This window comes from Jeotgalibacillus sp. ET6, from assembly GCF_029667115.1.
GTDB lineage: Bacteria > Bacillota > Bacilli > Bacillales > Jeotgalibacillaceae > Jeotgalibacillus.
The window spans coordinates 145,769-162,959 of record NZ_JARUIU010000003.1 but is presented as its reverse complement, the minus strand read 5'-3'; the positions used below and the strand labels follow the sequence as shown (position 1 = coordinate 162,959).

Genomic DNA, 17,191 nt, shown 5'->3' with positions numbered 1-17,191 from the left:
AAGGTCCAATTACTCTTCTTAAGTGAATGGACTATAAATAAAGATCCATGTACTTAATTAAGCATTGAGTGACCTGATTCGTTGAGGTAACTTGCTCTAATCTCCAAACAACTTCTCTCTCTTCAGAAAAGTCAACCGTTATGAACGAAATAAGTATACCACGATGTATGAAGATTTCAAGGGTTGGACGCTATTAAAAAACCGTGCAGGAAAAGTGGAAAAGCAGCATATTCAAATTGGAAAAGAAAGTACATTCAGTGGATAATAGGTAAATAGTATTGATTTATAAAAAGAGAAGGTGACGAATTAATTATGATAAAAGGAAACAAATTAATGATTCTTTTTGCTTATTTAACGGTAGCATTAGCTGGGGCGGTCTGGTTTCTTCATACACAGTTAGGATTTGGACAGGCAACGATTCTGTTATTGCGCAATGATGTCATGAGTACTGCAGATCAAGGGGTATTTGGTGTTTTGGCGGCTGTAACCCTTGGACTTCTTGCGGTTGCTACAGTGTTTTATAAAAAAAATCCGGAAAGCAGCTGGTTTAAACTTCTGATTACACTCACGCTTACACATGGATCGATGTTAATAATTGCTTCAGGCAATGGGTGGGTGGAATATCATTTTTCCATTTTCATGGTCATTGCATTGATTGCTTATTTTGGTTCGATTCTTATGATCGCGATCAGTACAGTAATTTTTGCCGTTCACCATTTAGGCGGGTATTTTCTATTTCCGGTTTTACTTTGCGGCACTGAAAACTATGCATTTCCTCTGCTTTTGATTCATGCTGTGTTTTTGATCTTAACCGCCGCAGCTAATAGTGCTCTTGTATACAGCAGACAGCAAAATGAAAAGGATTACAAAAAAGAACAACAGCAAAACGAGCTTCGTTTCGATGCAATTGTGTTAGAGCTTAAACAATCTTCTCAATCTTTACAGCAAATATCTTCAAGCATTGCAGCTGGAGCGGAGCAAACGAAAAGTGTCAGCTTTGAAGTGGCGGCTTCGGTGACAGATTGGATGAAGGATTCCCACAGCCAATTGACTACCAGCGGGAAAAGCCTGAGTGAGCTGGATCAATTAACCCATGCAGCAGCATCTATGCAGAACCATACAGAACACCTTTCTGCTCAAATGGAAGGTGCTGGAACGCTTGCATCAGAAGGTCAATCGGCTATTACCCAAACATCAGACCAACTAAAGAAAGTGTCTTCTATCTCAGTAAAAATAAAGAAAGAGATGAATCAATTGAGTGAGCAAATGCGGGACATTGATTCGTTTGTGGGTTCGATCCGTCAAATTGCCAATCAGACAAATTTACTGGCGCTCAATGCCTCTATTGAAGCTGCACGGGCAGGAGAAGCTGGAAAAGGGTTTGCTGTTGTTGCTGAAGAAGTGAGAAAGCTTGCGAGTCAATCAGAATCAGCAAGCAGGCAGATTACAGAGGTCGTTAAGGAAATTGAGGCAAAGAACGGTCAGATGGGAGCGCTTATTGAGGAGGAATTACTGGAAGTTCATGATAGTGAAAAGCAAATGGAACTGACGGCCTGCACCTTCGCTCAGATTCATCAGTCCATTGTGGCCGTGGATGAAAAAGTCAGTGAGCTGGCTGGTATTACTCAGACGATTCATCAGCAGGAAAAAATGATGAGGGAAACACTTCAATTATCTAAACAATATACTTCCGACGGGGCAGCCTATGCAAAAGAAATTTCAGCTACATCAGAAGAACAGCTTGCTGCAGCAGAAGAATTTACTTCCATGTCAGAGTATCTTGAACAACTGACCAAAGATCTGGGTGCGCTTACAGAAAGAATACAGTCTTTTGAACATGTCAGGTAAAATCAATGTATAAATGAATACTAATATGATTCAAAAGGTGGAATCATTCTTTTAATGTAAAGGTTCATAAGTTGTGAGATTTACTGAGTAGAGGAGTAGTTTAGAACTACTTTGATAAGCCGGGTCCTATTTCTTATTTTATCCAATAAAGCAACATGGCGGTTGCCTGTCTATCATTTTCACCCTTACAATATAGGAAAATAGTAGAAAATGATCGGAGACAATCAAGGAGGGTATGTCAGATGGATTTAGCGGGAGAGTTGAACAATTTAACGAGCAGCATAACGTCGCAGCGTACAAACATCGCTGCAGATATTCAGCGTCTGGAAACGGCGTTGAGCGATATTAAACGCGAGCAGGAGACAGGATTTGAAGAAAAGAAAACTCTGACGGAACCTGAGCTGGGAGCGTCATGGAAAGGGACCAGGGCGGATTCATTCGATGAAGACCGTGAAGCGGCGAGTGAAAAATTAGATCAAATCCTTCATTATGATTATTCCATGTATATCAGTTCAATAGAATCAAAGATTAGCACGCTGCAAAATCAAATTGCTGCCTTGACCGCTTTGGATATCGTTTCAAACGAAGCTGAAGATCTCATCAGAAAAGGGGAAGATGCAATTGACAGCGCAATCAGTAAACTGGGTGAGATCAGGAAGGGGCTTGCGTCATGGTTGTAATTAAACTGCATCATCATACTGTTACCCAGGCACTGCTTGATGTGGAGAGAGCATTGGCAGACGTGACATTGACTGCACCTCCTGTTTCCTCACTGGGGGACAATCAGCTTGCTTTTACTAAAGCATGGGAAGAACGTGAACAAGGGATTCAGGAGCTCTTGGATGCCTATCAGCAAATTGTACAAAAAACAATAGAAGATACAAAAGCGAATGTGGATCTTTTGAAGAAGCAGGATGAATCAATCATTCGCAACTAGGAAAAGGGGGAGGAGCATGTCATCAACCGTACGCTATGATGCTGAAGCACTTAAGGAGACCATGGAAGAACGTGTGAGTCAGTACCAGACATTTCGGGAACAGCTTGTCTTCCTCAAAGAAAAAATGATGGCGGTGTCCACCCTTGATGAGGCATTTCAGGGAGCAGGAGCTGATGCAATTAAGCAGTTTTTTGGTGCGCAAAGCGAAGTAGTGGATTCCTGGATTCACTTTGCTGATCTGCAGATAGCCTTTATGCAGGATGTGGGTGCAATGGGCTCAGACCGTGAGCTTGGTGCACAAACCTTTATTGATCTTCCCTTTTTAGAGCAGGAGCTTGACAGTGCACATCATCGGATTACTCAAATGATCAGTCAGCAGCATGAGGACCTCTCAGGGATATTATCCGGTATCAATGATCTGATTTCTCTGGAGCCCTATTCCCGTGAGCCGCTCGAGTTAAATTTGGATGATGCGAAAAATAAACGTCAAGATACAATTGAAACGCTTGAGGAATTGGACCAGGCGCTTGTGGAGGAATACGCAGTCTCTGAAGATGCTCAAACCATTGCCGAGGCACTTTTTATGGCAATGATGGATGCGACGGGACAAAATGGAGAATACGATCCTGTTCATTTTGATTCAGCCGCATTTGAGACCAGCGAAGCCTATCAGGTAAAAGGGGACGTGGAAAAAAACGGCCTCGAATATATTGCCCACAAACAGGAACAGCAGGCAATCAGGGAAGCACAGGCCAAACAGGCGGAGCTTGATGCACGTCCATGGTATGAAAAGGCGTGGGGCACCACTGTGAACTTAGCTGGCGAATTTAGCGGCTATTACGATTATCAGCGTGCATCAACCGGCATTGATCCTGTTACAGGTGAAGAGCTGTCAGAAAGTCAGCGCATCATAGCAGGTGGGATGGCTGCTGCAGGGTTTATTCCAATTGTGGGCATCGGAGGCCGTTTACTAAAGGGAGGAAAAGCACTATACAATACAGGGAAAAGCATGGATGCAGCTACACACGGCATTCAGACATTTAAGTCCACTAGATCCCTCAGTGCTCTGGAAAAGTCGGAATTTGGAATTTACGGACTAGTTAGTGCAAACGGCATGAGTGAGTATTTGACAGGCCGTGATATGATGGGAAATGAACTTAGCGAAGAGCAGCGGAATGCAAGTCTTCTTCAGGCTGCATTTATATTGGGAGGCAGTGCATACGCCTTAAAAGGACCTGGTGGTGCAGTGCAAAATGCAACGAATCCTGCGATAACCCGTCATGCTGATGAACCGGTTTCCGGTATTCAATCGAAGCTGATCCAAGAGGTGCCTGCTGAACAAACAAATAAATGGTGGAAAGATGAAATGGGGTACGATCAGCCCCCATATAAGCCTGGTACAAGTGTAAAAGAAGTTCAGTTGACTGAGACGACTACCTTTGTCAGGGTATATGATGGAGAAAACTCCAATATGTACGGAGGGTGGTTTATGAAAGAAGATGACGTTACAGGACTGACAGTTCATGAAATCCAGGATAAATTTGCTTTGCCGTACACTCCAAAATATCTGGCAGATCTTACATTGGAAGAAGGCACGGTTATTCGTAACGGTGTAGTAAATCCTTTGTTTGGCCATCAAGGTGGAGGAGAGCAGTTTGATCTGATGGGTCAGTACGTTGGCGACTTTGGAAATGAACGCTTAATAGGAGGAAATTGATGAATAATTTGACATACACTAAAAACGAATTAACGATACAGGGCAAAACGGTGACGCTTGAAAAAAATATTCACGAAACCAAAATGTTTAAGGATACTGTCATTGTCATTTTTACGCCAGATGGCACGCTTGATAATGTAATAGGTCTGGACATGGACGGAAATCAGCTGTGGCAGATCCAGGATCCAGGAGATGAACTAGCAGGGAAAAGAAGATTTCCATACGTCGGCATCAGCTCAGCTAATGATCAGCTTGGCGTTACTGATTTCTATGGAAGAAGATTTTTTATTGATCCTTCAACAGGCGAATTCGTAGGCAAAGATATCGTAAAATAACAGCCGCTTTGAACTGATGCTTAATCAGTGAAAAGCGGTTTTTTATGTTTAAAGGTAGTGTCTTTAATAGAGTAAAGGAGTAAGTGGCGCACCCCTATTTGCGACTATTTTTGAATGTGGTGAATATACTCAGGGGGTAAGGTGCTATGTGGGAGGTGAAAAAAATGACACACGGACATGTTCCGTTCAGGCGTTCGTATGCACCGTTTCGAGGTCCTTTTGATCCGTGTCCCCCTATTGGAGTCAAGTATTACGTAACTCCTCCGAATTTATTTATTGGTTTTCAGCCTCCAAATTTCAAACAGTTTTCAGCCATTGAAGCTCTTAGGAAGGGAACGCTTTGGGTTCCGTTCTATGATTATTATGAGAATCCCTATAAGAAAAAATAAAGGAGGTCAACTCCTATGGCGCAGCCTTTGAGCCCGGAATATTATAAGCAGCTGGAGGAAATTCAGGCAGTTGATTTTGTGATTTTTGAGCTGGTTCTCTACCTTGATACACATCCCAATGACGCTCAAGCGATTGAGCAGTACAATCATTACGCAGCTCACAGCTTAAAATTAAAGACGGAATTTGAAGCGCAGCATGGGCCTTTGCGATTCGGCATGCCGATGAGAAATAATCAAAGGTGGGAATGGAGTGAGGCTCCCTGGCCTTGGCAAGTATAGAAAATGAGGTGGGCATATGTGGACATATGAAAAAAAGCTAATGTATCCTGTTAAGGTCAGTACATGCAATCCTACGCTTGCCAAGTACCTGATGGAACAATACGGCGGGGCGGATGGGGAGCTGGCGGCTGCTTTGCGGTACTTAAATCAGCGCTACACGATCCCTGATAAAGTAATTGGATTATTAACGGACATCGGAACGGAAGAATTTGCACATTTGGAAATGATCGCCACCATGATTTACAAACTGACAAAGGATGCTACGCCGCAGCAGTTGAGAGAAGCGGGGTTGGCCGAGCATTATGTGAGCCATGACAGTGCCTTATTTTATAATAATGCTGCAGGCGTTCCATTTACCGCTTCCTATATTCAGGCAAAAGGAGATCCGATTGCCGATTTATATGAGGACATTGCAGCAGAAGAAAAAGCAAGAGCGACCTATCAATGGATCATTGATCAGTCTGATGATCCGGATTTAAATGATGGACTCCGGTTTTTGCGTGAGAGGGAAATTGTTCATTCCCAGCGCTTTAGAGAAGCGGTTGCTATGATTTCAGAAGACAGGGATCAAAAGAAGGTATTTTAAAAAATGCGTTCACACTAAAAGAAGGTATCCGGAGTCCGGTAAGCGGAACTGCGAATACCTTTTTCACCGTTATGAGCTGCCTATCCATAACCCCAGCAAAAAAATAAAGACGCTTCCGGCAATGGTGAGGCTTATATAAACGAGTGCCCTTGTATAGGAATGTTCACGCAGTAATTGAACAGCTTCCACACTAAAGGTCGAGAAGGTCGTGAACGCTCCAAAGAAGCCGACGCCAAATAACAGGTAAATGGGGTCCTGAATGGGCTGGGCTGGAATGGAACCATAAAAAAAGCCTAAAAATAGACCCAGTCCAAACGAGCCCAGAAGGTTTACGCTCAGCATAGCAGTAGGGATGACAGTGGATGGAAATTTTTCTTGCAGCAAAATTCCCATTAAATAGCGGCAGACTGCTCCCAGTCCTCCTCCAATACTCACGAGTACGAGATTCATAGGCGCTGTCCCCATTTCTCACCTAAATGCAGACCGGCAAAGGCCAAAATGATTCCTCCGAAAAGTGATATAGCCACATATATGCCTGAGTGAAAGGGTGAATAGGTGGAATTCATAAACAAGGTATCTGAAGCCAGTGTCGACATCGTCGTAAATCCGCCGCAAAAGCCTGTGCCTAAACCAAGCTTTACCCATTCTTTTGTTGGGCGGTGAATCAGAACTCCGATAAGCAGGCCAAGCAGGAAGCTGCCGGAAAGGTTTTCAAGAACGGTGGCGACAGGCAAGCCATTCCAAAATGAGAGAGTTTGAGCATTCAGGAAATAGCGGGATAAAGTCCCGAGCGCTCCGCCTGCTGCTATAGCAAGTACGTTTTTGAGTATCACGTTTTCACATCCTCCAGCATCCTCGTTTGAAATCAGTTTATCATAAAGCAGCAGGGGGAAGGCACGGCCTATTTGTTCCATACAAAAAGCCTGAGACAAATCTGCCTCAGGCTTAGTAAATGTTTATTCCGTTTTTGAATGTTCACGTACAGGGAACCAGCCAGGTGTATTGATTATTGCCTGCCAAAGCTGTTCAGGGACGACCAGTGCTTCCCGGTCGTTCACAGATAAATCTGTTCTGATTTCATTCGCTCTGTTATCCGCTGCTTTTTCAACCCATTTTGGTTCCATGATGAGTTCGCGTCCAAGAGAAATTAGAGGAACGCCTCCTGCCATTGCTTTTTCCACGTCTTCCGGTGTGTGAAGGGAACCGACTCCGATCACCGGGATTTTTTCGCCAACCCGGTCTTGAATCAGTTGAACACGGGAGGCTTTGTCTTCTGAATCGCGCATTGAACCTGCATTAAAGTCCTGAACTGAAACATGAAGATAATCGAGCTTTTCCTCAACTAAACGATCCACAAATGTCAGGGTGTCCTCCATGGTGATGCCTGGATTCTCCATTTCCTCCGGTGAAATGCGGTAGCCGACGATAAAGGAAGAATCGTCTTTTGCTGCGTTTAGCACTTCTTCTACAACTGCGAGCGGGAATGTCATTCGTTTTTCCAGCGTGCCGCCCCATTGATCGTCTCTACGGTTGGAATGAGGGGAGAAGAACTGCTGCAGCAAATACGTGTTTGCCCCGTGGATTTCAACTCCGTCAAATCCAGCTTCCATCGCCCGGCGTGTTGCCTCGCCAAATGCTTTAATAATGGATTCTATTTCACTTGACTCAAGCTCGCGCGGTGTCATCGCTCCATCGCGCAATGGCGCAACGGCGCTTGCACTCACGGTTTGATGATCAGGCAGCAGTTCTGGTGGAGCCATGCGGCCGCCGTGGAAAATTTGAAGAATGGCTTTTGCGCCTTTATTTTGTATAGCCTTTGCAAGAGTAGACAGGCTGTCGATTAACTCATCACGGTCTGCACCGATTTCGCCTGGGAAACCTTTACCGTCTGCTGTTACATTGGCACAAGCGGTAATGACCGTTCCAACGCCTTCAGATCTTTCTTCATAATAGGCAATTTCCTCCTGTGATACTTCCCCATTTTCCTTCGAAGCAAAATTCGTCATAGGAGCGAGCATTACTCTATTTTTCAGCGTAACGCCATTTTTAAATGTAAAAGGTTCTAAAAACGATGCTGTCATGATTTGTAGCCTCCTTTAATAATCAATCAGTTTTGGTACAAGAAGTAGTATACGCCGAATTGATGAGTTACAAAAGGAAACTGCCTGACGAATGGTAACCATTCAGATGGCTTACTGCGCTTTCTCGGACTAATCACCCATTTTTAACGATCCTGGATGTGATAGACTGTTTTTAACAATAGAATCGTTTCTCAAGGGTGGTCGGCACATCCCGCTGAAAAGGGGGTGATGCTGTTTGACAACGTTCGAAGGAATTATGATGATGATCGCGTTCTCAGGTCTCGTCGTTTCGATTTTGTCATTTAACAAAAAAGAATAATCCACCCTTGAGTTTGGCGGCTCAGGTGGATTATTCGTTGTCTGCTTTATGCTGCCCCCCTTAGAGGGCGTTCTATTGCCGGCGTTTGGTGTTTCGAGCACCAAGCGTCTTTTGTTTGTTAGTATATCATATTTTATATGTTAAATGAATATGTCGGCTTTCGGGCAGATTCCTATGTTTAAAATGAAGTGCACAGAGGGAAAATAAGGATATACTAACCTAATGTACAGGAGGCAGCCATGAATAAAACAAAAACATCATTGCTTTTCTTTGTCGCCGGTGTACTCTTATGGCTGATTAAGATCACGTTCGGACTTGAAACGGCCATTTGGCTGACATTCGTACTTGGAGCTGCGGGTCTGGTTTTTGCTGCAGCGGGCCGCAATTTAATCCTGATCATATGCAATGCTGCACTTATGAGCAGTGTATTTATATTAATGATTGTAGAAAATTATACAGGCTGACCCAGGCTTAGACGGTGGGTTTTACTTAAAAAGATCAAAAATGAAGCAGTATATATTAGTACAAGGTGAGCAGAGCGGAAAGCCTTCACCTGAAGCACAGAGAACCGTTCAAAGAGCTTGAGACACTTTTGTCCCAAGCTCTTTTGATTTTTAAAAATATCGGTTGATAAATCGTAATGAATATGATTTACTTAATAAAACGTAATAATTACGATTTAAAAGGAGAGAGTTAAATGGCTAAAAAGTCTAAGGTGGCAAAAGAGAAAAAACGCCAGGAAATGGTGTTAAAATATGCAGATTTAAGAAGAGAATTAAAAGAAAAAGGGGATTATGAGGCACTGAAGAAATTACCTCGTGATTCAGCAGCTACCCGCTTAAAAAACCGCTGTGAAGTAACAGGACGTCCGAGAGGCTATTTGCGTAAATTTAAAATGTCCAGAATTGCATTCAGGGAATATGCGCATAGGGGTCAGGTACCAGGTGTGAAAAAAGCCAGCTGGTAGAATTTCAATACTAGGATCAAATCGTTTAATCAATTGGAGGTGTTTAGGGTGAACCAGCATTTAATGGAGATTATGGCACGTCAGATTATAGGCGAACTGCCGGAAGATGAACGACAATTATATGAGTATATTATTGAGATGGAAGATTCTCTTGCTGCCCAATCAAGCACTTCCGACCAGTTTATGACTCTATTAGTGAAGCATTCGCCTCACCAGCAGGCTTCAGATCGATTTGGCCTGTCCTTTGAAAAAACGATGGTAAAAATGAAACAAATCGAAATGAAAATTGATGATCAGCTGGAAGAAAAAATGAAACGTGTAAAGTGGACAGATGTATCTGCGGAAGTGCTTGGAAGCAAGAGCAATAGAAGCGGCAATACGATGATTTTTCATGTTGATATGTAAAAGCAGGACAGCTTATTGAAGGGTACGGTGAAATAGGAGATGTATGATTGGATCATTATAGGTGGGGGAATTCATGGGTGCACCATTGCGGCGTCTCTTTTGAAGAACCGGAAAACCGATATCAACCGTATAAAGATCATTGATCCATATCCAGAGCCTCTCTATCAATGGAAAAAACGGACTGAAACCATTTCAATGCCGTTTCTTCGATCTCCCGGCGTTCATCATGTCGATGTTAATCCTTTCAGCTTAAAGGCGTATGGCAAACAAGAGGATAGCAAGAACGCTTTTTATGGACCGTACAGCCGGCCCTCTCTTTCCCTGTTTAACGAGCATAGTGATGCAGTTTTTCAGGAAGTGGAGTTGCAGAAGGCATGGGTAAAAGGCTGCGTAGAAAAAATAAACAAGATAAATGCTGCCTGGGAAGTCCAAATAGATACAGGGATGCGGTTAAGAAGTGAGAATCTTGTGGTCGCAACCGGAACCAACAATAAGTTATATACGCCTGAATGGGGACAGGAGCTTAATGCTTCCTATCCGAACCAGGCAGGGCATATCTTTGAGGAAAAAGTTCCTTCCTTTGTTCCTCCAGTGGCTGTAATCGGCGGGGGAATCACTGCCGCCCATCTTGTGATTAAACTGGCTAGGCTCTTTCCGGGAAAGGTCACGCAAATTGCACGTCATGAAAATCGTATTCATGATTTTGACAGCGATCCCGGCTGGCTGGGACCTAAAAATATGCGATCATTTGTACAATTGGAGTCGTATGAAAAACGAAGAAAGGTACTTACTGAGGTGCGCCATAAAGGCTCTGTTCCCCGGGAGCTTGGTTCCAGGTTAAAAAAGCTTCAAGAGGAAGGCGCCTTTGCGTTTATTTTAGATGAAGTTGATTCATGGGCAAAGAAATCGTCATCTATTCAATTGAAACTTACACACTCAAACAAAACGGCAGAGGCGAAAACGGTGCTGTTTGCTACAGGTTTTTCAAACAGTGTGATGGAAGCAGGGTGGCTGCAGGAGCTTATTCAGGAACATGAGCTTCAATGTGCGAATTGCGGTTTTCCTATTGTAGACGAATCCCTCCAATGGTGTGAGCACTTATTTGTTTCCGGGCCCCTTGCAGAGCTTGAATTGGGACCGTCCTCAAGAAATATCGCCGGCGCAAGAAAAGCAGCTGAGCGCATAGCTGGTCAAAGATAGGAAAAGTCTGAAAGGATCGTCTTATTCTCAAGAGAGAGTGAGATGATTTTTTTGGACTTTTTTTGTGCTCACTTCAAGCTTTGGTATTTGCGTCTATGATGCTAAAAAACTGAGAAAAACGTATACATCCCCTTTCAGAAGGAGATAAATAAAAGAATAAAGATGATGGAAAATAAGGATGTGAAGGTATGGGTCTAATCAAGATGCTGGGGAAGGTCCTGGAAAAGAAAGTGTCTGGTCAAAAGGGAAAGACCCAGCCTCAAAAGCAATCAGCCAAATCAAGATCTGTAAGCTTGGAAGCGATCAAACAAATGCTTAAGGATGTACAGGACGTTCAGTACAAGCCGATTCGAACGTCTGAAGGCCTTGTCACACTGATTTATTATCAATCGTTTGTGGGCACGACCGTTTTACATGAAATGGTGGTTAACCCAATCCTGCGGCATCAGGAAACCGTTATTCATGCAGCGGATAAGCTTGAGAATGATGATTTGAGTCATGTACTGAATTTAATTACCACTGGATATACAGTGATTTATCTGCATAAGCCTAATCAGTTCTATGCGCTCGAAACGTTTAGCGCTGAAAGCCGGGCGATTCAGCAGACGCAAACAGAATCTACCGTTATCGGTCCTCAGGATTCTTTTACAGAATCATTTGAGACCAATCTGTCGCTGATCAAACGACGGATCACGAATGCGGATTTAAAAAATAAGGATTATATCATCGGTACGGAAACGAATACAAAGGTCGCTGTTTTATATATTGAGCATTTAGTGAATAAGGAAGATTTGGACTGTATTTCGCAGAAAATCAACGGAACGGACTATGATGGCTTTTTGGATATATCGGTATTGAAGCAGCTGATCGAGGATCATCCGCTTTCTCCTTTTCCTCAATACAATATGACGGTTCGACCTGATATGGCTATGCAGTATTTATTGGACGGAAGAATTGTAGTACTTATGGATAACAGTCAATCGGTTATAATTTGTCCCACGTCTTTTTTTGAATTATTTGTTCCAATGGAAGACTATTACAACCGCTGGATGACCGCAACACTTCTTCGCAGTCTCCGTTTTTTTGGCTTTTTTGTCACAATTATTTTAACGCCAACCTATATCTCTGCTCTCACTTACCATCCGGAGCTGCTTCCTTTTGAGCTGCTTCTTAATCTTCAGGAATCCAGGGATCGCGTGCCGTTTCCACCTGTCATCGAAGTGCTTTTTATTGAACTGGTTATTGAAATTTTAAGAGAAGCGGGGTCCCGAATGCCAACTAAGATCGGTCAGACCATCGGTATTGTTGGCGGTATTGTCATCGGTACAGCAGCAGTTGAAGCGGGACTCATTAGCAATATGCTTGTCGTGCTGGTCGCGATTTCAGCTTTATTGTCCTTTTTGCCTTCTAATTTTCTGATGAGCAATACAAGCCGGTTTATCCGTTATGTTTTTATTTTATCTGCAGGAATGTTCGGACTTTACGGGCAAATGATTGCGCTTGCGTGGCTGTTTATTCATTTATTGAATTTAACCTCTCTTGGAAAACCGTATTTAGCTCCTGGGATCCCAAGAAAATGGACGGATCTTCTCGATAGTGTTCTTCGATTGCCAGTGGGGCTGCTGCGGTTCAAAAAAGGAATTTCTGTAGTGAAAAGAAATCGTGTTAGCCCGCTGGATGAGGAGTGAACATGAGTGGATAACAATAAGCTGAAAAAACTAAAAGGATACCACGTTGTTTTCCTTGTTCAAAACAGTATGGTAGGACTCGGACTTCTGTCTCTGCCCAATCAGTTAAGTTCAATGGGGTACAGCCAGTGGTGGCTCCCGCTGATGCTTGGAATCATAGCAAACCTGACGCTCATCCCGATTATTTGGCTGTTTTTACGCTATCCACAGGATAATATCTTCACATTAAATGAAAAAATGATTGGCAAGGTTTTAGGGAAAGCCCTTAATCTATTTTTGGTTATGTATCTGATTATTTTTATCGCCTCAATTATAGAGGGATATCTTGATTTAATCATGATTATCGCACTGCCTGACAGAACCATTACAACTCCTTTGTTTATCTTTTTTATCCTTCTGCTGTATGTGGTGCATGGCGGAATAAAATCCATCGCCCGATTTTGTGTAATGAGTTTTTTCCTGACGGTGTGGATGATCTATTTTCTTCAGTGGCCCATATTTGAGGGGGATGTTCGTCATTTATTGCCGGTTTCAAATTTCACCTTGGAAGAATTTTTACTAGCCACCCGCAATGGGTATTTTGCTATTTGTGGATATGAGCTTATTATGACGTATTTCCCCTATATTATTAACCAGAAAAAGGCATTTAAAAATGCAAGCATCGGTATTTGGATTACGATTTTAATCTATACCGGGGTAACAATCGTGAGTGTGATGTATTTTTCAGAATGGCAGATGGAAGAAGTTCTCTACCCTATTTTAAAGCTGTACAAGGCAGTTGAACTGTCATTTGCTGAACGGATTGATGTGTTGGGGATTTCTCTATGGGTATTTCTAATTCTTTCGAGTGCGGCTGCGTATTTATGGGTGGCAAAAAAGGGGATGGATGCTTTCCGTTCTAATAATAAAACGTATCATGTATATCTGATCTCTATTTGCATTTTTATATTTATCAATATTCCTTTTTCAAAAGACACCCAGGAATTGATTTACGATAATTTATTTTATTTTAAATTTGCCATTATTCTATGGCCAAATTTTTTAATTCTTCTTCATGCGGTGAAATCCAGAAGAAAGCAGGCTTCATCATGAATATACGGATTATATGGCTTATTTCCTGTTCCCTGCTTTTGATGGGATGTGCTTCTGAACTTAAACCAAGTGCAGTAGAAGATGTAGCCTTGGTGAGTTTAATTGGCATTGATTATGTAGATGAAGAGGATATGAAGGTGACGCTTGCCATTCCTCAGTTCAGCTCTTCCACAGAACAGACAAATCAAATATACACCACGCAGGCAGGCATGATCAAAGAAGCCATTGTAGATCTTTCCTCGCAGGCGGATAAGGAAATTAAATTAAACGGATTGAGAGTTGTGTTATTTAATGAAGAATTCGCGACTAGCGGAAAAATGTGGGAAGTAGTAGAGCATCTTTACCGAAATCCCGTCATTGGCGGAAATGTGTTTGTGGTGATCGTTAAAGATACGGCAGAAGGACTTCTTAATGGTGATTATCCTGATAAGCCAAGTATCGTGACGTATATGAACGCCCTTTTGAAGCCGAAGCCGCATATTATGTTCAGTCCTTTTACGACCATCCATAATTTTATGTACGCTCATTCAAACCCTGTAGTAGACATCATGGTTCCTTATCTTGAACACAAAGAGAGCATCGTTGAGCTTTCAGGCATTGCCCTATTTAAACATGACAAAATGGAAGAAGTATACTCCAGGGAAGAAGGGCAAATTATTCAGATGCTTTCCGGGGTAAGAAAAATTCCTGCTGCCACAATACCTCTCAGTTCAAACGGGGAGGAAAGAGAAGAAGTCGTGATCGACTTTCTGAATACAGAAGTTGATTACTCCTCCAACAAAGATGTAGATCATCCGGTTCTTGATATTACCATAAAATTAAAAGGCAGCATTTATGAATATCGTGGAGAAAAAGACCTCTCAAAAAGCAGTGAGTATTCCAAAATGGAAGAAGAGGTGCGAAAGTTTACTGAAGAGCAGGTGGAAGTGATTATCGATGATCTGAAGGAGAAAGGGATCGATCCTGTTGGATTAACCGAGAACTTTCGAATGTATCATCATGGAGAGTGGACTGAGGAAATGGATCAGAGGGTTCTTGAAAACATGGAGTACAATTTGAAGGTTGAAATGCAGATTTTAGCCACAGGAACTTTACGCTAAAGAGGATTTGCAGGAATTTGATGTTTCAAATAGCTCATACTACAAAGGAAGACTGTAATTGAGGTGTTGAAGAATGAAGTATATACTGCTTTTCATGGTTTTATGGTCATGGATAAGTCCTTCTGAAGAAAAAGTGGATTCATATGCATGGACTAAGCACAAACTCATTGCACACGCAGCAGGAGGAATTAAAGGAAAGGACTATACAAATAGTGAACAGGCTTTTCGCAATAGCTACAGCAATGGCTATAAGCTGATAGAAATTGATCTTTCCCTCACCAGTGATGGACATCTTGTGGCACGCCATGGCTGGGACGAGACATATGGTCAGGAGTTTAAACCGAAAAATAAAGCTCTTTCTTATAGTAAATTCATTAAGCTTCCTTACTATTTGCACTTTACCCCGCTTGACTTTGAGAGCGTCATTAAACTGATGGAGAAGCATCCTGAGATTTATGTGCTCCTTGATGGGAAGGGGACCTCCTCTAAAGACACCGAAAAGCTTTACAAGCAGGTCGGGGAAAAAATAAAGGATGTGGACCAGCGAATAGTGGAACGGCTGATCCCTCAAATGTACTACCGCGATGACATAGACATTATAAGGAGCTATGGTTTTGAGGATGTTTTGTATATTGTGGGAAGGGAAAACCACTCTCCCGAATCAATCCTCGCATTTTGTCGGAAACATGATTTGCGCGCGGTTGGCATTTCAAAAGCAAGAGTGAATGAATCGCTAGTAGAGGAACTTCACAAAAAGGGTATTGTCACCTATGTCTACACGATTAATGACTTAGATGAAATGTATACATTCTTTGAAATTGACGTGCACGGATTTTACACAGATTATGTTATTCCTGAAGAGATAGAGGAACTGGAATAGCAAAAGAAAGAAGTTGGAACAAAGTTAAACAAAATTAAAAATGAGGTAGTAACTATTAATAGTATGAGGGGAGCTGAGCGGAAGGTGGCGACTCCTGCAGTATATGACGGCAAGCTGAGACTTTACAGAGCAACGCTCTGGAGAGGCTCAGCGCCGTCCCTGCGGAAAGCGTCCTCCTGAAGTGAAGTGGACCGGTCAAAGAGGCTGAGACACTTTTGTCCCAGCCTCTAATTTTGCTGTCTTTCCCAAATGCGGAGTGAAGGATAAGGGTCAAATGCCCATTCCGTTCGTCCGTTATCTAAATACATGCCGTAATGCAGATGCGGCGGGAATTTCCCGCTTGTTCCTTCCTTACCGTAACCGGAGCTGCCAACATACCCGATAATGGTTCCGGTTTTTACAACGTCACCTTTTTTAAGATCCTTATTGAAGCTGCCCAGATGAGCAAAGTAGTGGTAGATATTGTGAATATCCCGGATGCCGACACGCCAGCCGCCATATTCATTCCAGCCCATTACTTCAATTACGCCGTGAGTAGAGGCTCTGACAGGCACTCCGTAATTTGCAAAGAGGTCGGTGCCTTCGTGAATCCGTTTGCCGCCCCACCCCCGGTTATCGCCCCAGGTGCTGCGGTAGCTGTAATTATGCTCTTTCGGAAGAGGGAAAACATGATCGTATAAATCAAGCGTATTATTTTGCTGATAAATCTTTGAGATGGTCATAATCTGACGCACCGTTTCCTCGCGTCTGTAGTACTCCCACAGAGCTATGGAGAAATTTTCTTCCGCATTTCCAAATTCACTTAAATAAGCGGCCATGGTATAAAGAACGTCCTCTACATTATTGCGATCCGCTTTTCCATCATTATTTCCATCAAGGCCTTTGCCTCCGAAAAGATCAATGGTAGCAGGGGAGGTGTCCTCTTTATTTGGATTCATGGAGCCGGCCCAGTAATCTTCATGAAATTGAATGGCAATAGAACTGTCTCTTTTTGGAATGTCATCACGGACAAGCTGAATATTTCGCTCAAACTGATCGATAGCAGCAAGGTAGTACCAGGGAATAAAGTGTTCGGTGCCGTATTGAATATAATACTCCATCCGCTCGGACAATAATTCTTCCCTGGAGGTCTTCGCCTCGGCAGACAAAGAAGAGGTGAAGAGAACAAACATTAAGATGCTGCACAAACTAAATCTTTTCACATTCAACCCTCCATAATTCCGGCTACATTTATTTTCTCCATTCTTCTTCTGTTTCATCATTCCAAATTCCGGGTTAAACGGCAGAAGAAAATCCCTTATTTTATCGGAACATGACAGATGTCATGAATAAGAGTTGACACTCATGACTTCTTTCTTTTTTGGCAAA

General features: G+C 42.7%; 21 protein-coding genes. 17 read left to right on the top strand and 4 right to left on the bottom strand.

What is annotated here, in order from left to right:
* The first annotated feature begins 312 nt into the window (after positions 1–312).
* From P6709_RS09525 to P6709_RS09490, 8 genes are all read left to right on the top strand, one after another.
* Positions 313–1,848, top strand: coding sequence for a methyl-accepting chemotaxis protein (locus P6709_RS09525; RefSeq protein ID WP_278240688.1), 1,536 nt, complete (start codon positions 313–315; stop codon positions 1,846–1,848).
* A gap of 242 nt (positions 1,849–2,090) precedes the next feature.
* A complete protein-coding gene (locus P6709_RS09520; protein WP_278240687.1) occupies positions 2,091–2,528 on the top strand; it encodes a YwqH-like family protein in 438 nt (145 codons plus the stop codon).
* The gene (locus P6709_RS09515; protein ID WP_278240686.1) at positions 2,519–2,785 is read left to right on the top strand and encodes a YwqI/YxiC family protein; all 267 of its coding nucleotides are present in this window, start codon (positions 2,519–2,521) and stop codon (positions 2,783–2,785) included. The genes P6709_RS09520 and P6709_RS09515 overlap by 10 nt, the downstream gene beginning before the upstream one ends.
* Positions 2,786–2,801: 16 nt before the next feature.
* A complete protein-coding gene (locus tag P6709_RS09510; RefSeq protein WP_278240685.1) occupies positions 2,802–4,502 on the top strand; it encodes a ribonuclease YeeF family protein in 1,701 nt (566 codons plus the stop codon).
* Positions 4,502–4,837, top strand: a complete 336-nt coding sequence (locus P6709_RS09505; RefSeq protein ID WP_278240684.1) for a hypothetical protein — start codon at positions 4,502–4,504, stop codon at positions 4,835–4,837. Before P6709_RS09510 ends, P6709_RS09505 begins: the two co-directional genes overlap by 1 nt.
* Before the next feature lie 164 nt (positions 4,838–5,001).
* The gene (locus tag P6709_RS09500) at positions 5,002–5,226 is read left to right on the top strand and encodes a spore coat associated protein CotJA (protein ID WP_278240683.1); all 225 of its coding nucleotides are present in this window, start codon (positions 5,002–5,004) and stop codon (positions 5,224–5,226) included.
* A 15-nt stretch (positions 5,227–5,241) separates the two neighbouring features.
* Positions 5,242–5,505, top strand: coding sequence for a spore coat protein CotJB (locus P6709_RS09495; protein ID WP_278240682.1), 264 nt, complete (start codon positions 5,242–5,244; stop codon positions 5,503–5,505).
* A 16-nt stretch (positions 5,506–5,521) separates the two neighbouring features.
* Positions 5,522–6,091 (top strand): manganese catalase family protein, encoded by a 570-nt coding sequence (locus P6709_RS09490; RefSeq protein ID WP_278240681.1) that lies wholly within the window; start codon positions 5,522–5,524, stop codon positions 6,089–6,091.
* A gap of 69 nt (positions 6,092–6,160) precedes the next feature.
* Here P6709_RS09490 and crcB read toward each other — a convergent pair whose 3' ends face one another.
* From crcB to P6709_RS09475, 3 genes are all read right to left on the bottom strand, one after another.
* Complete coding sequence (gene crcB / locus P6709_RS09485; RefSeq protein ID WP_278240680.1) at positions 6,161–6,541, bottom strand: fluoride efflux transporter CrcB; 381 nt, start codon at positions 6,539–6,541, stop codon at positions 6,161–6,163.
* Positions 6,538–6,924 (bottom strand): fluoride efflux transporter FluC, encoded by a 387-nt coding sequence (locus tag P6709_RS09480; RefSeq protein WP_278240679.1) that lies wholly within the window; start codon positions 6,922–6,924, stop codon positions 6,538–6,540. Before P6709_RS09480 ends, crcB begins: the two co-directional genes overlap by 4 nt.
* Positions 6,925–7,047: 123 nt before the next feature.
* Positions 7,048–8,172 carry an NADH-dependent flavin oxidoreductase gene (locus tag P6709_RS09475; RefSeq protein WP_278240678.1) on the bottom strand — a complete coding sequence of 375 codons (1,125 nt, stop codon included), beginning with the start codon at positions 8,170–8,172 and terminating at the stop codon, positions 7,048–7,050.
* Positions 8,173–8,407: 235 nt separating this feature from the next.
* On the opposite strand from P6709_RS09475, the gene P6709_RS20535 reads away from it, so the two are divergent.
* The 9 genes from P6709_RS20535 (at position 8,408) to P6709_RS09435 (ending at position 15,823) form a co-directional block, all read left to right on the top strand.
* Positions 8,408–8,491 (top strand): putative holin-like toxin, encoded by an 84-nt coding sequence (locus P6709_RS20535; RefSeq protein ID WP_408606141.1) that lies wholly within the window; start codon positions 8,408–8,410, stop codon positions 8,489–8,491.
* Between the two features lie 239 nt (positions 8,492–8,730).
* On the top strand, positions 8,731–8,955 hold the full coding sequence (locus tag P6709_RS09470) for a hypothetical protein (RefSeq protein WP_278240677.1): 225 nt from the start codon (positions 8,731–8,733) through the stop codon (positions 8,953–8,955).
* A 233-nt stretch (positions 8,956–9,188) separates the two neighbouring features.
* Positions 9,189–9,458: a 30S ribosomal protein S14 gene (gene rpsN, locus P6709_RS09465; RefSeq protein WP_278240676.1), complete on the top strand. Its 270-nt coding sequence runs from the start codon at positions 9,189–9,191 to the stop codon at positions 9,456–9,458.
* Positions 9,459–9,506: 48 nt separating this feature from the next.
* A complete protein-coding gene (locus tag P6709_RS09460; RefSeq protein WP_278240675.1) occupies positions 9,507–9,863 on the top strand; it encodes a hypothetical protein in 357 nt (118 codons plus the stop codon).
* Between the two features lie 39 nt (positions 9,864–9,902).
* On the top strand, positions 9,903–11,063 hold the full coding sequence (locus P6709_RS09455) for an FAD-dependent oxidoreductase (protein WP_278240674.1): 1,161 nt from the start codon (positions 9,903–9,905) through the stop codon (positions 11,061–11,063).
* A gap of 188 nt (positions 11,064–11,251) precedes the next feature.
* Positions 11,252–12,751 carry a spore germination protein gene (locus tag P6709_RS09450; protein WP_278240673.1) on the top strand — a complete coding sequence of 500 codons (1,500 nt, stop codon included), beginning with the start codon at positions 11,252–11,254 and terminating at the stop codon, positions 12,749–12,751.
* Positions 12,752–12,757: 6 nt separating this feature from the next.
* Positions 12,758–13,843 (top strand): GerAB/ArcD/ProY family transporter, encoded by a 1,086-nt coding sequence (locus P6709_RS09445; protein ID WP_278240672.1) that lies wholly within the window; start codon positions 12,758–12,760, stop codon positions 13,841–13,843.
* The gene (locus P6709_RS09440) at positions 13,840–14,943 is read left to right on the top strand and encodes a Ger(x)C family spore germination protein (RefSeq protein WP_278240671.1); all 1,104 of its coding nucleotides are present in this window, start codon (positions 13,840–13,842) and stop codon (positions 14,941–14,943) included. The genes P6709_RS09445 and P6709_RS09440 overlap by 4 nt, the downstream gene beginning before the upstream one ends.
* 73 nt (positions 14,944–15,016) lie before the next feature.
* Positions 15,017–15,823 carry a glycerophosphodiester phosphodiesterase family protein gene (locus P6709_RS09435; protein ID WP_278240670.1) on the top strand — a complete coding sequence of 269 codons (807 nt, stop codon included), beginning with the start codon at positions 15,017–15,019 and terminating at the stop codon, positions 15,821–15,823.
* A 227-nt stretch (positions 15,824–16,050) separates the two neighbouring features.
* Here P6709_RS09435 and P6709_RS09430 read toward each other — a convergent pair whose 3' ends face one another.
* Positions 16,051–16,995, bottom strand: coding sequence for a M23 family metallopeptidase (locus tag P6709_RS09430; RefSeq protein WP_278241059.1), 945 nt, complete (start codon positions 16,993–16,995; stop codon positions 16,051–16,053).
* Positions 16,996–17,191 lie beyond the last annotated feature (196 nt).

Excerpts from the sequence above, each read along its gene's own strand:
- P6709_RS09525 (WP_278240688.1), top strand. The coding sequence starts at position 313 with ATGATAAAAGGAAACAAATTAATGATTCTTTTTGCTTATTTAACGGTA.
- P6709_RS09520 (WP_278240687.1), top strand. The coding sequence starts at position 2,091 with ATGGATTTAGCGGGAGAGTTGAACAATTTAACGAGCAGCATAACGTCG.
- P6709_RS09515 (WP_278240686.1), top strand. The coding sequence starts at position 2,519 with ATGGTTGTAATTAAACTGCATCATCATACTGTTACCCAGGCACTGCTT.
- P6709_RS09510 (WP_278240685.1), top strand. The coding sequence starts at position 2,802 with ATGTCATCAACCGTACGCTATGATGCTGAAGCACTTAAGGAGACCATG.
- P6709_RS09505 (WP_278240684.1), top strand. The coding sequence starts at position 4,502 with ATGAATAATTTGACATACACTAAAAACGAATTAACGATACAGGGCAAA.
- P6709_RS09500 (WP_278240683.1), top strand. The coding sequence starts at position 5,002 with ATGACACACGGACATGTTCCGTTCAGGCGTTCGTATGCACCGTTTCGA.
- P6709_RS09495 (WP_278240682.1), top strand. The coding sequence starts at position 5,242 with ATGGCGCAGCCTTTGAGCCCGGAATATTATAAGCAGCTGGAGGAAATT.
- P6709_RS09490 (WP_278240681.1), top strand. The coding sequence starts at position 5,522 with ATGTGGACATATGAAAAAAAGCTAATGTATCCTGTTAAGGTCAGTACA.
- crcB (WP_278240680.1), bottom strand. The coding sequence starts at position 6,541 with ATGAATCTCGTACTCGTGAGTATTGGAGGAGGACTGGGAGCAGTCTGC.
- P6709_RS09475 (WP_278240678.1), bottom strand. The coding sequence starts at position 8,172 with ATGACAGCATCGTTTTTAGAACCTTTTACATTTAAAAATGGCGTTACG.
- P6709_RS09470 (WP_278240677.1), top strand. The coding sequence starts at position 8,731 with ATGAATAAAACAAAAACATCATTGCTTTTCTTTGTCGCCGGTGTACTC.
- rpsN (WP_278240676.1), top strand. The coding sequence starts at position 9,189 with ATGGCTAAAAAGTCTAAGGTGGCAAAAGAGAAAAAACGCCAGGAAATG.
- P6709_RS09455 (WP_278240674.1), top strand. The coding sequence starts at position 9,903 with ATGTATGATTGGATCATTATAGGTGGGGGAATTCATGGGTGCACCATT.
- P6709_RS09450 (WP_278240673.1), top strand. The coding sequence starts at position 11,252 with ATGGGTCTAATCAAGATGCTGGGGAAGGTCCTGGAAAAGAAAGTGTCT.
- P6709_RS09440 (WP_278240671.1), top strand. The coding sequence starts at position 13,840 with ATGAATATACGGATTATATGGCTTATTTCCTGTTCCCTGCTTTTGATG.
- P6709_RS09435 (WP_278240670.1), top strand. The coding sequence starts at position 15,017 with ATGAAGTATATACTGCTTTTCATGGTTTTATGGTCATGGATAAGTCCT.
- P6709_RS09430 (WP_278241059.1), bottom strand. The coding sequence starts at position 16,995 with ATGTTTGTTCTCTTCACCTCTTCTTTGTCTGCCGAGGCGAAGACCTCC.